Source organism: Fulvivirga sp. (assembly GCF_040220315.1).
Lineage (GTDB): Bacteria > Bacteroidota > Bacteroidia > Cytophagales > Cyclobacteriaceae > Fulvivirga.
In genome coordinates this window covers 1-13,874 of sequence record NZ_JAVJUY010000251.1, presented here as the reverse complement: position 1 = coordinate 13,874, position 13,874 = coordinate 1, and the positions used below count along the sequence as shown (strand labels likewise).

Genomic DNA, 13,874 nt, shown 5'->3' with positions numbered 1-13,874 from the left:
GGTAATAATATTAAACTTCGCGTCTAATATTAACATTTCAATAAAATTTCGGATAAATCAGAACCTTTTGAAGTCAATTTCGTGACAAAAATCTGAAACTCAAACCAACTAAAATGAAATACTCTTGTTTCGTAGTAATTTTAACTACGATTTTTTTTGCCTTTCAAGAGGCAGTTGCCCAAGAAAAATATACCGTTAATGGTTATGTAAAAGATGCAGAAAATGGGGAGGAGCTAATTGGCGCAACAGTGGTTGTTAAAGAAAAAGCCACAGGAACGGTCACCAATGTTTACGGTTTTTATGCCATTAGTCTTACTACGGGAGAATATACTATTCAATATTCATATATTGGCTATCAAACTGTTGAGAGACAAGTATCACTTACTTCCGACACTGAATTGAATGTGGAGTTGCCGGTGCTGGCAACAGAAATGGATGAAATAATAATTACTGATGAAGCATTAGATGCGAATGTTTCTGACATTAAAATGAGTAAAAATGACCTGGATATTAAACAGGTAAAAAAACTGCCCGCCTTATTTGGTGAACCAGATATTATTAAAACCATTCAATTATTGCCGGGTGTTATTAGTGCAGGAGAAGGTACTTCTAGTTTCTTTGTTAGAGGTGGCTCGGCAGATCAGAATTTAATACTCATTGATGAAGCACCTATTTATGACCCTTCACATTTATTCGGCCTTTTTTCAGTTTTTAATGCTGATGTTATTAAAGATTCGGAATTGTATAAAGGTGGTATTCCATCAAAGTACGGTGGCAGGTTGTCGTCCATTTTAGAGGTTAGAACGAAAGATGGAAACAATAAAAAATTAGGTGGAGCAGCCGGATTGGGCCTTTTAGCAAGCAGGTTTATGCTTGAGGGACCTATTAAAAAAGACAAAAGTTCATTTATTGTTTCGGGCAGAAGGTCTTATGTAGACCTTTTTCTTAAAGCTGCTGACGAAGAGAACACAGTCTTCTTTTACGATGTTAATGCCAAAGTAAATTGGAAGCATAATAATAATAACCGATTCTTTTTCGCACTTTATTTAGGCAGGGATGTTTTTGATTTTGGCGATACCTTTGGATTTAACTGGGGCAATGCCACCAGTACTTTCCGATGGAACCACCTTTTTAATGAGCGCCTATTCTCGAATACATCAATCATTGCAAGCAACTTTGACTATCAACTGAAATTTGATGATCCGGCACAGGGGTTTGACTGGCGATCTAACCTACAGGAATTTTCATTTAAAGAAGACCTTAATTACTTTCTGAGTCCTTCAAATGAAATGGAGTTTGGTTACCATGTAACCTACCGTAGATTTGAGCCGGGCGATTTAAAACCTACTTCTGAGACCTCACTTTTCTCCAGACAACAGTTAGATAAAATGTTTGCGTTAGATCACGCCTTTTATGTTGGTAATCAGCAAAAAGTTAGTGATCGGGTAACATTGAGGTATGGTGTAAGACTCTCGATTTTCCAGAATATCGGAGATCAGACAGTTTATATCTATGAGAACCCTAAAGATAATATAGATCCTAACCGAATTGACAGTGTATCTTACGGTGCATTTGAGAATATTAAAACCTATGTAAATCTTGAACCGCGCTTTTCAGCGCGATACATGCTGAACGCCTACAGTTCTATTAAAGCTTCCTATAATCGAATGGTACAAAATACACATCTTATTTCAAGTGGCACAGTGCCTATTCCGTTCAACACTTGGAGTCCGAGTAATCCATATTTAAAACCACAATTAGCTGATCAGGTGGCAATAGGATATTTCAGAAACCTCAAGGATAATTCTTATGAATTTTCATCAGAAGTTTACTATAAAGATGTTCAGAATGTTACTGACTTTGCAGACAATGCGCAGCTTTTCTTTAACAGAGATTTGGTTACTGAATACAGACAAGGCACTTCACAAGCTTATGGGTTGGAGTTAATGGTACAAAAAAAGAAGGGCGATTTAACAGGTTTTGTAAGCTATACATTATCCAAAGCTGAAAGAGACGTGCCAGGAGTAAATAATAACGCCACATTTTTGGCCAACTATGATAGAAGACATGCATTAAACTTAGTAGCTACATATGATTTAAACGAACAATGGCAGTTTGGCAGTAATTTTACCTATTCTACAGGCAGGCCTATAACTGTACCAGCTGGTAGATATGAATATGATGGCTATCAGGTGGATTATATTACTGAGCGTAATGGTTATCAATTACCGGCCTTTCATCGGCTAGATTTTTCAGCCACCTACGTGCCTAAGAAAAATAAAGGAAGGAAATGGCAAAGTAGTTGGGTGTTCTCCATTTATAATATTTACAGCAGGCAAAACACATTTACCATTTATACTAGATTAAAAGAGCTCGATAATGGGGATTACAGCACAGAAAAAGAAGCTGTAGAGCTTTCATTATTTCCTATACTACCATCAGTTACTTACAACATTAGATTTTAACATGAAACAGATAATTTTTGGTTTACTCAGCATAATAGTTATTGCCTCTTGCGAGGAGGTTGTTCGATTGGATATTGATTCAACAGAGCCTGTTGTTGTGATTGAAGGTTTAATTCTTGACAGGCAAACAACGCAATATGTAAAAATTAGTCAATCGGTTAATTTTTATTCAGAAACCTCTTCAGAGCCTATTCGCGATGCGAATGTGTATGTAACAGATGGTGTGCTAACCTATACCTTTGAACATAACCCTAATGATCAGGCGGCTTACGAAGGATACTATTTTTCATCCAATTCATTCAGTGGTGTTGCAGGCAAAACGTATACACTTGTAGCAGATGTTCATGGAACCAGATATACAGCCACCGATCAATTGTTTCCTGTTACAGCCATTGATTCCCTGACTGTAAGATTAAATGAGGAAGAATTTGAAGACCCTGAAGAAGAAGGTTATTTTTACGAAGTATTGTTTTATGCTAAAGAGCCACAACAAACAGAAGATTTTTATCTATTTAAATTTTACAGGAACGATACACTGCTATTAGACGGGCCAACGGATATCTATTTTTCTGATGACAAACTTATTGCCGAAGAGATTAATGGGGTTCCAACGGCTGGCTTTTATAAGCCTGGCGACATTGGACGAGTAGAAATGTACAGCATATCCAATGCAGGTTTTATTTATTACAACGACCTAATTAACCTGCTACAGAGTGATGGTGGAATGTTTGGTTCTCCGCCTGTTAATCCTAGAAATAATATCTCTGGCGGAGCGTTGGGGTTTTTCCAATGCAGCTCCATGGTTTTCAAAACAATAGAAGTAACAGATTAATTGATTAATTAATAAACAATTAACCAGTTTCAACTGTCTTACAACTAATTATAAGAATAACTTAGCGGCATGCGAAAATGTATGTTTCTTTTGGCATTTCTATTGTCAGCAATAACACTTAAGAGCCAGGAAAAAGTAACTCTTAACGGCTATGTAACAAACGTTGATGACGGTGAGGCGTTAATAGGTGCAACGGTATACATTGAAGAACTGAAGACTGGCACATCCACTAACGTGTACGGTTTTTATTCTATCACGCTGCCTCAAGGTGAGTATACCATCCAATACAGTTACATTACCTTTAACACGCTCACTCAAATGATGACACTCACGACAAGCACTCGAAATGATGTGGAGCTTACCCCTGAAAGTACGGAGTTGGAGGAGATAGTAATCACGGATGAAGCCCTTGACGCCAATGTGCAAGATATAGAAATGAGTGCCGAAAAACTGGATATTAAAACCATTGAAAAGATACCCGCCTTTCTTGGTGAAGTAGATGTGTTAAAGAGCATTCAATTACTGCCAGGCGTAAGCTCAGTAGGCGAAGGATCTTCTGGTTTTAATGTACGTGGTGGCGGAGTTGGACAGAACCTTGTTTTGCTGGACGATGCACCTGTTTACAACTCTTCACACCTTTTCGGTTTCTTTTCTGTCTTTAACCCAGATGCTGTTAAAGATGTAAAACTAATTAAAGGAGCCATACCGGCTAATTATGGGGGCAGACTTTCTTCCATTTTAGATGTTAGAATGAAGGAAGGAAATTCTAAAAAAAGAGTAATATCTGGTGGGGTAGGCACAGTATTCAGTCGATTGGCCGTTCAGGGACCTATTAAAAAAGATAAGGCCTCTTATTTTGTAGCAGGCAGACGGTCGTACATAGATATTCTTGCCAGGCCATTTCTTGAAAACGGTGAAACACTCTTTTTTTATGACCTCACTACCAAAGTAAACTACAACATCAACGATAAAAACAGACTGTATTTATCAGGGTATTTTGGTAGAGATGTATTTAGATTTGATGAAAGGCAAGGTTTTAACTGGGGTAATACAACAGGAACCCTTAGATGGAACCACTTATTTAATGACCGCCTTTTTTCTAATTTTTCTTTTATCGTTAGCACATTCGACTATGGTTTTAGTTTCGGAGAAAATGATCTTGATAAATTCGATTGGAATTCAAGAATTGTTACTTATTCCCTTAAACCGTACTTCAATTACTTTATAAACACCAATAACGAATTATCAATCGGTGGAGAAGCCACTTACTATAAGTTCAATCCTGCCGAAGCTGTTGGTGTTTCTGATGGTGTAACACAAGACATTAGTTTGAATAAAAAATTCGCATTGGAAAGTGCAGTTTACATTGATAACACTCAAAAGGTAAATAATCGAATTACGCTCAGGTATGGGCTACGCTATTCAGCATTCCAATATTTAGGCGAAGGCACCAGATACGAATTTGCATATCCTAATTTGGGTGAGCGCAAAGAGTTGATTGGCTCAGAAGAAGTTAGTTCAAATGATGTTATTGCAGATTACGGTTATTTAGAACCCAGGGCTTCTATTAGGTACTCATTTGGCCTGAGTTCTGTAAAAGCCAGTTATACCAGAACGGCACAATACATCCATTTAGTCTCCAATACAGCAGCACCAACACCCATTGATTTATGGACGCCCAGTACCAATAATATAAAACCACAGGTAGGCGATCAGTACGCATTGGGCTACTTCAGAAATTTTGGAGGTGGGAATGCTATTGAAACGTCTGTTGAAGGCTATTACAGAACTACAGACAATCAAGTGGAGTACGTGCGTGGGGCAGATATATTTATTAATGAGTTTTTAGAGGGCGACTTAATCAGTGGAGAAGGCAGAGCCTATGGAATAGAGTTGAGCATTAAGAAAAATGCCGGCAAAATTAATGGTTGGTTGAGTTATACACTAGGTAGATCAGAACTTAAGACAGCTGGCATTAATAATGACGACTGGTACCCTACAAGGTTTGATCAAACTCATAATTTGAAGCTTTTTGGAGAGTACAAATTGTCTGTAAAAACATCGCTTTCGGCCAACTTTACGTACGTCTCCGGAACACCTGTAACGGCTCCAACTTCCCGTTTTGAAATTCAGGGTATAACAATACCCTACGATTATTATGACGAGCGAAACAACCTGAGAATACCTGCAACACATAGATTAGATATAGGTGTGAAATGGCTGCCAGGAAAAAACAGAAGTGCAAGAAAAGTAGACGATTATTTCGTTTTCTCCATATATAATGTTTATGGTAATCGAAATCCTTTTTCAATATTCTTTTCTCAGGAAGATGGTAGGGTAGTGCCGGGTAATCCTACTGAAACCGTTGCAAATCAATTTTCAATAATTGGGGCGCCTGTACCTGCTATATCTTATAATTTCAGCTTTTAATATGAGAAAGTTTAGTTTATATATGGCTTCAATTTGTCTCTTGTTTGGCTGCGAGGAAACAATTGATGTTGAGTTGAAAGATGCACCACCAGCTTATGTTGTTGATGCCTGGATTAATGATAAAATGGAAACGCAGGTAATTCAACTTTCACTAACGCAACCCTATTTTGATTCCAGTGAACCAACTCCGATAACGGGTGCAACAGTAACCGTAACATCGGAAGGTAAAACATTTAGCTTTACTGAGTCACAATCAGGTTCTTATACCTGGGATCCTGCAACATCTACCGATAGAATTGAAACGGTTGGCTCAAGGTATACGCTCACAGTTAATGTAGATGGAAACGAATTTATGGCAGAGTCAGAGTTAAGAAGGGTTCCTCCCGTAGATTCAATAAAATTTACATTTAAAGAAGAGCGAAATGCTTTTCAACCAGAGGGGTATTATGCTGAATTCCTTGCAACCGACCCTGTTGGCCCCGGAGATACTTATTGGATTAAAGCAATAAAAAACGGTATACCGCTTAACAATCCTTTTGATTTAAATATTGCTTATGATGCCGGTTTTAATGAAGGAGGAAACATCGATGGGGTAGTTTTTATTCAGCCCATACAAGATGCCGTAACACCTTTGAATGAAGATTTAGATGAGATCGTTCCTTACAAGTTAGGTGATTCTTTGCATGTAGAGATACATTCAATTACGCATGAAGCTTTTACTTTCCTTCAGCAGGTGCAAATACAAACCCAGCGCGATGGCGGTTTCGATGAAATATTTGCAGAACCACTAGAAAATGTTTCTTCCAATATTATGATGATGAATGAAAACCCCGATGTGCAGGTGATCGGCTTTTTTAATGTGAGTTCTGTATCAGGAAGAGGTAGAAAATTAACTGAGTAGGTTACAGTTTATTAATTTTTTCCTGAAGTTGGTGCATTTGTTCCCTGCCTATCGGTAATTTTTCATCGTTAATAAAAACAGATTCTGAATTAATCGCACTTATATGATCCAGGTTAATGATAAAGGATTTGTGAGACCTGAAAAATAATTTATCTGGAAGTTTTTCCTGAATATCTTTTAAGGTAGACCTCAGCGTATAACTTTTGGTAATGGTTTTTATAATTGAATAGTTTCCTTCCGCCTTCACGTATAAAAGCTCGGTTAAAGGTACTTTCACTGAAACATTATTATACTTAACAAACAGGCAATTATTCAGTATAAATTCATCTTTAACTTTATCATTCTGTTTGGCGTAATTACTCAGGCCAATTTCAATGGCAACGCCAACATCACTTTTTTCAAATGGTTTAACTAAATAGCCATAAGGATTAACATCAGCGGCTCGCTTTACTGTTTCAGAATCAGAATGTGATGAAATGAATATGAAAGGTAAATCGAACTGTTCTTTTATTACACCGGCCAAATCAATACCATCTTTAACGCCTTTGATTTTTATATCTAATAAAATAAGATCTGGAGAATGTTTTTGGATTGAATCTATTGCATTATTAAAATTCCCAACTAAATCAACAACCTGATAGCCCAATTCATCAAGCATATCAGAGAGGTCTTCACCAATTATAAATTCGTCTTCAACTATTAAAATTTTAATCTTATTCATCAAAAGTGAAGGACAGGTTTTAATTTATAGCGCTTCATGTTGTGCTTAACACTGGTTTAAAGGTTAGTGTTACAACAGCACCATTTTTATTTTCTATATTTATTAAGCCATTTAATTGCTGTGCAAGGGTTCTAATCAACCTCATTCCCATGCTCTTTTTCTCATCAAAACCATCAGGTAAACCGGGCCCGGAATCTTTCAATTGTAATATAAACTCCTGATTATCCTGCGACAAACGGATGTCTAATGATCCTGTCGGGTTATTAGAAAAAGCATATTTCAATGAGTTTGTTATAAGTTCATTTAAAATTAACCCTACAGGTATAGCTGTATCAATATCCAATTCTAAATCACCGGTTTCTATATTTTTAGATATGTCAGAATTGGGTTTATATGTAGAAAAAAGAAATTCACTTAATTCATGGATATATTCCTTCATGTTAATGGATGATATTTGATCTGTGCTGTAAAGCCTTTCATGAATTAAAGACATTGATTTTATTCGGCTTCGTCCTTCATCTACAGCTTTTTTGGCCACATCATCGTCAAGTTTTCTAGATTGTATATTAAGAATGCTGGAAATTATTTGCAGATTATTCTTAACACGATGATGAATTTCCTTAAGTAAAACTGCTTTTTCTTTGTCTTTTTGCTCAATGGCCAACTTTTGAAGTTCTAATTTTTTATAAATCCTGTTTTTATTAATGAAGGCACCGAGCAAAACAATACTCAATAGTATTATGGCCGATATAATAATTAGAAGTCTGCTATTGGTAACATCTGCCAATGCCAATTTAGCTTCCTGACTCTCCAAATTGGCTTCCTGTAATTCTATTTTCTTCTGCTTTTGCTCTGTTTCGTACAAAGTCAATATTGCAGCTTGTTGTTCTGATTTCTGACTATTGAATAAACTGTCTTTAAGACTTTCATATTTCAATCTGTATTGCCAGGCTGTGTTGAAATCGGACATTAAAGCGTAACTCTCAGAGATGTATTTAAGGGTATGCTTTTCCCGATCCTTACTATTTATTTTAATCGAAATGGCCAGCGCTTCTTCTGAATATTCAAGGGCTTTTTTGGCATTTCCCAGTTGTAAATAGATATCAGCCAATAAATTGAGTGTAAAAACTTGGGAACTCGGATTATTTTGTTTTCTCTTTAGATCAAGCGCTTCCTCTGCTATGGTAATTGCTGAAGTAAAGTCCCCTTTATCTAAATAGGTATCAGAAATATTATGTAGCACCTGAGCCGACTGGTATCCCAGACTGTCATAGTATTTTTGTGATTTATCAAAGTAATTCAAAGCTGCCACATACTCTTTTTTCTTTTTATATACCAGCCCTAAATCATTATAGGCGCTTGCCAAGCTTTTATGTGGCAATGATGGAAGTTCCAAGATCTCCTCTAAGTACTTTAGTGCCAAATGTTCCTCTCTTTGGTTAATGTGGACTAAACTTAAATTCGATAAGTTGAGGGCAATTTTGGCTGTGTAATTATTGTTTTTATTAATTTCTAATGCTCTTAGGTAGTACTTTAGGGCCTCTTCGTAACTTCCAATATCATTTAAGGCCTTTCCGATGTTATGCAGTGCTGCAGAAATACCGGTAGTATTACCTACTTTTTCTTGAGCTGAGAGGCAGTCTTTGTAGTATTTTATAGCAGAGGCAAGTTCTCCTTTGCGCTTTGAAACGGTACCCAGTCCATTTAAACTATTGGCAAGCCCCTTTAAATCGTTGACCGATCTTGCTAAATCTGCAGCCTGTAAAAAATAATATTCTGCACTATCAATTTTATTGTAATCGTAATTAGAGTAGGCAACATTTATTAAGGCGGAAACCAACAGTCCGGAATCATCTATTGTCTTAGCTTCCCTGTAGCCTAAATACGCATATTTTTTAGCTTTTTCAAGTGATGTAAAAGCATATTCGAATCCTAATTTATTGAGTATTTGGACACGCTCAATCCCAGAAGTTTTGGTTAGGACATTTTCAAGGCTATCAAGATTTTCAGCTCTCATTTCGTTGAATGAAATAGAGGAAAGAAGACAAAAGAAGATGATGATTCGAAGTTTCATAATTTGTAATTATGAAATATAATCAATTATAGAGGATAATTATTACATCCTGATTATTGATTCAAAATTTTTCCTACTCCTGTTTTTAGCGCTTCATCAACAATATTCTGCGCTTGGTCACAGTCAATTGATTAATTCAGCATTTAAATGATACATTGTACGAAAAATAAATTATGGAAAAATTGTTACGCTGTCGCACTATTGCCTTTTTACTTGGAATTACCATGTTTTATACCGGGTGTTCCGAAGAAGAGGAGGATGAAAATCCCACAATTAACAATAATGCTGATGCTGCAATTCAAACTGCTTTGAACAATGGAACTTCTCTCGAAGAAATACTAGACTCAAACAGTAAAACAAAGTTGTATGGCAAAACTTATGAAGGAGGTTACATTGCCTATATAAACGAAAGCAACAGGCTGGTATTAATTTGTGCCGCGGTAGATATTGCCGATCAAGTAGCCTTTTCAGATGGTGGTAATTTTAGTTTGAGTGCTTCAACTTCGTCCAACGCAGGTCAAGGACAAAGCAATACAGATAAAATTATAGGTGAACTCGGTAGCACTGGAAATGTTGCCGCATTATGTAATTCTTTTTCCACCGGAGGTTTCTCAGATTGGTTTTTACCGAGTAAAACTGAGTTGGGCTACTTTAGATCCAATGTATTTAAAAAAGAGCTTGGTAATTTTCCCGGAGGCCAGACTAATGCTAAGTATTATTGGCATTCTACAATCATAAGCTGTCCTGAGGCTACACAATTTGTTACCGGTACTCAAACTTGTGTATCCAGCGCGAATGTTCGTGCCGCACGATATTCCTTCTATTAATAATTTAAAAATTAATTTCTAATACTATGAAACGATTACTTGCTTTCTCATTGTCAACATTCTTTCTCATGGCTTTACTAATTACAGTTGGCTGCTCAAGTGACGAGGAAGAAGACCCAGGAACCAACAATGGTGGAGGAACTTCAGTAGATGAGATTCAACCATCAGTGTTAAGTGTAAGTCCTGTAGATGGCGCCACAAATGTGAGTGTTAACTCATTTATCACTATTTCTTTTTCAGAACCAATAGATATAGAGTCTGTTACCAATTCATCAGTTATTTTGTCTGGTGGTATTTCCAATTCGGTGCAAGCAAATGTTTCTATCTCCGGTAGCACGATGACAATAGATCCTACAGAAAATTTAGAATTTGAGGAAGAATATTTACTCAGATTAAGCACTGGACTAACAGATTTGGCAGGAAATAGCTTGACATCTAATTTTTCCACACGTTTTACTACTCAAATTGAGCCTGATAATACTCCTCCAACTGTGGTGAGTATTACTCCATCAAATGGGGCTTCCAATGTTTCAGTGAATACTCAAATTACTGTTGAATTTTCAGAACCAGTAGAAAACATTGGTTTTGAAACATTTAAAATCCGTAAAAGTGGAGAAAGTGGAAGTCTGGACGGCTCGGGATCATTTTCTGGAAATTCATTCATTTATACGTTGGATGAGCCTCTTGCCGGTGCTACAACCTATTCCATTTTTGTAGGAACAGGAATTACCGATTTAGCTGGCAATAACTTACCTTCTAATATTGAAAATACATTTACTACTGAATCAGTAATTTTTTCTATCCAAAGTACATCATTTGAAAATGAGGCCGAGGATATGGAAATTGATGATATTTCATTTTCAATAACTTTTGAAGCTGATATTGATCCAAGCACTGTCAATTCAAACACTTTTAAAATATTATTGGAAAGAATCACTGCTATAAATGGCACAATATCTGTTGAGGGACCAACTATTACTTTCACTCCATCAACACCTTTAGAAGAGTTTGAGCAGCTTTATTCTATGTGGTTTGATGGGGCTGCAATAAAGGATGTTAATGGAAACCCTTATGAATATGACTATCCTATAGAATTTGAGTTTACAACGGTTTTCTTGAGTGACTTATATTGGTATCGCTTTAGAAATGCTTCATTGGGAGATGGAATTGATATAGCGGCTGCAACTGATGGCGCTTTCCAATTATTTTATGCAACCACAGGAAACTTTTGTAACGTATATTGGACAATTCAAAAACAAAATAATGGTTATTTCACCTTTACGCATCAATGTGCTAATAATAGATATTTAGAAGCTGCAAGTCCTAACGATGGAAATCCAGCCTATATGCAAACTTTGCCTTCAGGTGGTGGATTCTTTACTGGACAGCTTTGGAGGTTTACGCCAGTTACTTTTCCTGGCTTTGCTAATGGTAATTTCTATACAATGAGTTCGCTTTCGTTAGGAACGGGCTTATCGTTAGATAGAAATCAATTTGATATGGTTTCTACAAGTGGTGCTGACCCAGATCAGTTTTGGAGATTTATAAGAGCCAACAAAAAATAGTTTTTTACGCGTCTTAATTAGGCGTTGGCTTACTGTAATGTTTAGGGATTTGGTTAATTTCAAGCTGATTTTAACCAAACCCTTTTTTTATGCATAAATTATTAGTGAAAGGTTTAGCTTTTGCCTTTTTAGTATCAGCTTGTCAGCCTGCTGAGAAAAAAGAGGAAGTAGCAGAAGTGCAACCTAATAAGTACGAAGAGCTTTTATCTAAGTATACAACTGTAAAGTTAACCACAGATCTTTCTCAACTGTCAGATGCTCATAAGCAAATGATACCTAAGCTGGTTGAGGTGGCTCAAATTATGGATGGCCTTTTTTCGTATGAGGCAAATGGTAGCTACGAATTAAATGATTCAATTAAGAACATGATTGGGCATAGCAACGATGCATCAACCATGGCAGCTTACAAATTTGCTGCAATAAATTACGGCCCTTGGGATAGATTGAATGGCAATGAGCCATTTATTCCTGGCGTTGGACCTAAACCGGCCGGTGCCAATTTTTATCCGTTAGATATGACTAAAGAGGAGTTTGAAGCCTCAGATGTTGCGGACAAAGCCTCACTTTATACCTTCATCAGAAGAGACGAGGAAGGGAAATTAATGGCAATTCCATATCATGAGATGTTTAAGGAAGAGGTAGAAAAAGCTGCCAAATTGCTTAAAGAATGCTCTGAGATTGCCGAGAACCCTGAATTAAAGAAGTATTTGGCTTTAAGAGCAGAAGCATTGTTAACGGATGACTATTACAACTCAGATATCGCCTGGATGGACATGAAAACCAACCAATTAGACATGATTGTTGGACCAATTGAAACGTATGAAGATCAGTTATTTGGCTATAAAGCTGCTCACGAGGCCTACATTTTAGTAAAGGATATGGAGTGGAGTAAAAAGCTTTCCAAATATGCTGAGTTACTTCCTGAGTTACAGAAGGGACTTCCTGTTTCTGAAGAATACAAAGCCGAAACTCCTGGTACAGATTCTCAATTGGCTGCATTTGATGTGATTTATTATGCTGGTGATTGTAATGCTGGTAGTAAGACCATTGCAGTGAATTTGCCTAATGATGAAGAAGTACAGTTGAAGAAAGGAACTAGAAGATCTCAGCTTAAGAATGCGATGAAAGCTAAGTTTGATAAAATCTTAGTCCCCATAGCGGATTTGCTTATTGCTGAAGAGCAGAGAAAACATATTACATTCGATGCGTTTTTTGCGAATACCATGTTCCATGAAGTGGCGCATGGCTTAGGCATTAAAAACACCATTAACGATAAAGGAACGGTACGTGAAGCATTAAAAGAAAATGCATCTGCCCTTGAGGAAGGAAAGGCCGATATTCTTGGGTTATATATGATTACCAAACTACACGAGCAAGGTGAAGTAGAAGGCGATTTGAACGACTACTACACTACGTTTATGGCAAGTATTTTCCGTTCAGTAAGATTTGGAGCATCAAGTGCACATGGCAAAGCAAACATGATTCGCTTTAATTTCTTCAAAGAAATGGGAGCCTTTAAAAGAGGTGAAGATGGCTTTTATACAATCAACTATGATAAGATGACAGAGGCTATGAATGCATTATCTGAAAAGATACTGATGTTACAAGGTAATGGTGATTATGAAGGTGTAGGAAAACTGGTTGCTGAGAAAGCACTTATTGGAGCAGAACTTCAGGGAGATTTAGATAGACTTTCAACCGCAGGAATTCCAGTGGATGTTGTTTTTGAGCAAGGAGTGGAAGTACTTGGTTTGTAAAATTATCTGAGAGCTTATAAATACTTTAGATACAGAGTACATCAACAGCCATGAAAGTGCGCATAACCTACCTTACTAAGGTTATAAACTTTGGTAAGGTTAATCATACAACTCAAAGTAAATTGTGTTTATAAACTTCCCTGCTGGTTTAGTGTATTGGACTTTCAGAAAAAAGAAAAGGGATTCAATTTGAATCCCTTTTTTAATATTTTTAAAAATGACTATTCGTCATCTTTTGGGTTTTCCTTTTCTGTTTTCATTTGATCTAGCTTCCCAACTGCAGCAAGAAACCCAATAATGCA

9 protein-coding genes are annotated in these 13,874 nt (G+C 36.8%); 7 read left to right on the top strand and 2 right to left on the bottom strand.

Annotation, left to right across the window (positions count from 1 at the left end):
- Nucleotides 1-113 precede the first annotated feature (113 nt).
- The 4 genes from RLO81_RS12215 (at nucleotide 114) to RLO81_RS12200 (ending at nucleotide 6,628) form a co-directional block, all read left to right on the top strand.
- Complete coding sequence (locus RLO81_RS12215; RefSeq protein ID WP_350111885.1) at nucleotides 114-2,465, top strand: TonB-dependent receptor; 2,352 nt, start codon at nucleotides 114-116, stop codon at nucleotides 2,463-2,465.
- Nucleotide 2,466: 1 nt separating this feature from the next.
- A complete protein-coding gene (locus RLO81_RS12210) occupies nucleotides 2,467-3,297 on the top strand; it encodes a DUF4249 domain-containing protein (RefSeq protein WP_350111883.1) in 831 nt (276 codons plus the stop codon).
- Between the two features lie 81 nt (nucleotides 3,298-3,378).
- The gene (locus tag RLO81_RS12205) at nucleotides 3,379-5,727 is read left to right on the top strand and encodes a TonB-dependent receptor (RefSeq protein WP_350111881.1); all 2,349 of its coding nucleotides are present in this window, start codon (nucleotides 3,379-3,381) and stop codon (nucleotides 5,725-5,727) included.
- Between the two features lies 1 nt (nucleotide 5,728).
- Nucleotides 5,729-6,628, top strand: a complete 900-nt coding sequence (locus tag RLO81_RS12200) for a DUF4249 domain-containing protein (protein WP_350111879.1) — start codon at nucleotides 5,729-5,731, stop codon at nucleotides 6,626-6,628.
- Nucleotide 6,629: 1 nt separating this feature from the next.
- On the opposite strand, the gene RLO81_RS12195 is transcribed toward RLO81_RS12200, so the two are convergent.
- Nucleotides 6,630-7,349, bottom strand: coding sequence for a LytR/AlgR family response regulator transcription factor (locus tag RLO81_RS12195; RefSeq protein WP_350111877.1), 720 nt, complete (start codon nucleotides 7,347-7,349; stop codon nucleotides 6,630-6,632).
- Nucleotides 7,350-7,383: 34 nt separating this feature from the next.
- Nucleotides 7,384-9,423 (bottom strand): tetratricopeptide repeat protein, encoded by a 2,040-nt coding sequence (locus RLO81_RS12190; RefSeq protein ID WP_350111875.1) that lies wholly within the window; start codon nucleotides 9,421-9,423, stop codon nucleotides 7,384-7,386.
- Between the two features lie 173 nt (nucleotides 9,424-9,596).
- Here RLO81_RS12190 and RLO81_RS12185 point away from each other — a divergent pair, with 173 nt between their 5' ends.
- From RLO81_RS12185 to RLO81_RS12175, 3 genes are all read left to right on the top strand, one after another.
- Entirely contained in the window at nucleotides 9,597-10,250 is a 654-nt protein-coding gene (locus RLO81_RS12185; RefSeq protein ID WP_350111873.1) for a hypothetical protein, read from the top strand.
- Between the two features lie 26 nt (nucleotides 10,251-10,276).
- Nucleotides 10,277-11,815: an Ig-like domain-containing protein gene (locus RLO81_RS12180; RefSeq protein WP_350111871.1), complete on the top strand. Its 1,539-nt coding sequence runs from the start codon at nucleotides 10,277-10,279 to the stop codon at nucleotides 11,813-11,815.
- 89 nt (nucleotides 11,816-11,904) lie between these two features.
- Complete coding sequence (locus tag RLO81_RS12175; RefSeq protein ID WP_350111869.1) at nucleotides 11,905-13,572, top strand: DUF8614 domain-containing protein; 1,668 nt, start codon at nucleotides 11,905-11,907, stop codon at nucleotides 13,570-13,572.
- Nucleotides 13,573-13,874: the final 302 nt, after the last annotated feature.

Coding starts and splice junctions, on each gene's coding strand:
- RLO81_RS12215 (WP_350111885.1), top strand. CDS start 114: ATGAAATACTCTTGTTTCGTAGTAATTTTAACTACGATTTTTTTTGCC.
- RLO81_RS12210 (WP_350111883.1), top strand. CDS start 2,467: ATGAAACAGATAATTTTTGGTTTACTCAGCATAATAGTTATTGCCTCT.
- RLO81_RS12205 (WP_350111881.1), top strand. CDS start 3,379: ATGTTTCTTTTGGCATTTCTATTGTCAGCAATAACACTTAAGAGCCAG.
- RLO81_RS12200 (WP_350111879.1), top strand. CDS start 5,729: ATGAGAAAGTTTAGTTTATATATGGCTTCAATTTGTCTCTTGTTTGGC.
- RLO81_RS12195 (WP_350111877.1), bottom strand. CDS start 7,349: ATGAATAAGATTAAAATTTTAATAGTTGAAGACGAATTTATAATTGGT.
- RLO81_RS12190 (WP_350111875.1), bottom strand. CDS start 9,423: ATGAAACTTCGAATCATCATCTTCTTTTGTCTTCTTTCCTCTATTTCA.
- RLO81_RS12185 (WP_350111873.1), top strand. CDS start 9,597: ATGGAAAAATTGTTACGCTGTCGCACTATTGCCTTTTTACTTGGAATT.
- RLO81_RS12180 (WP_350111871.1), top strand. CDS start 10,277: ATGAAACGATTACTTGCTTTCTCATTGTCAACATTCTTTCTCATGGCT.
- RLO81_RS12175 (WP_350111869.1), top strand. CDS start 11,905: ATGCATAAATTATTAGTGAAAGGTTTAGCTTTTGCCTTTTTAGTATCA.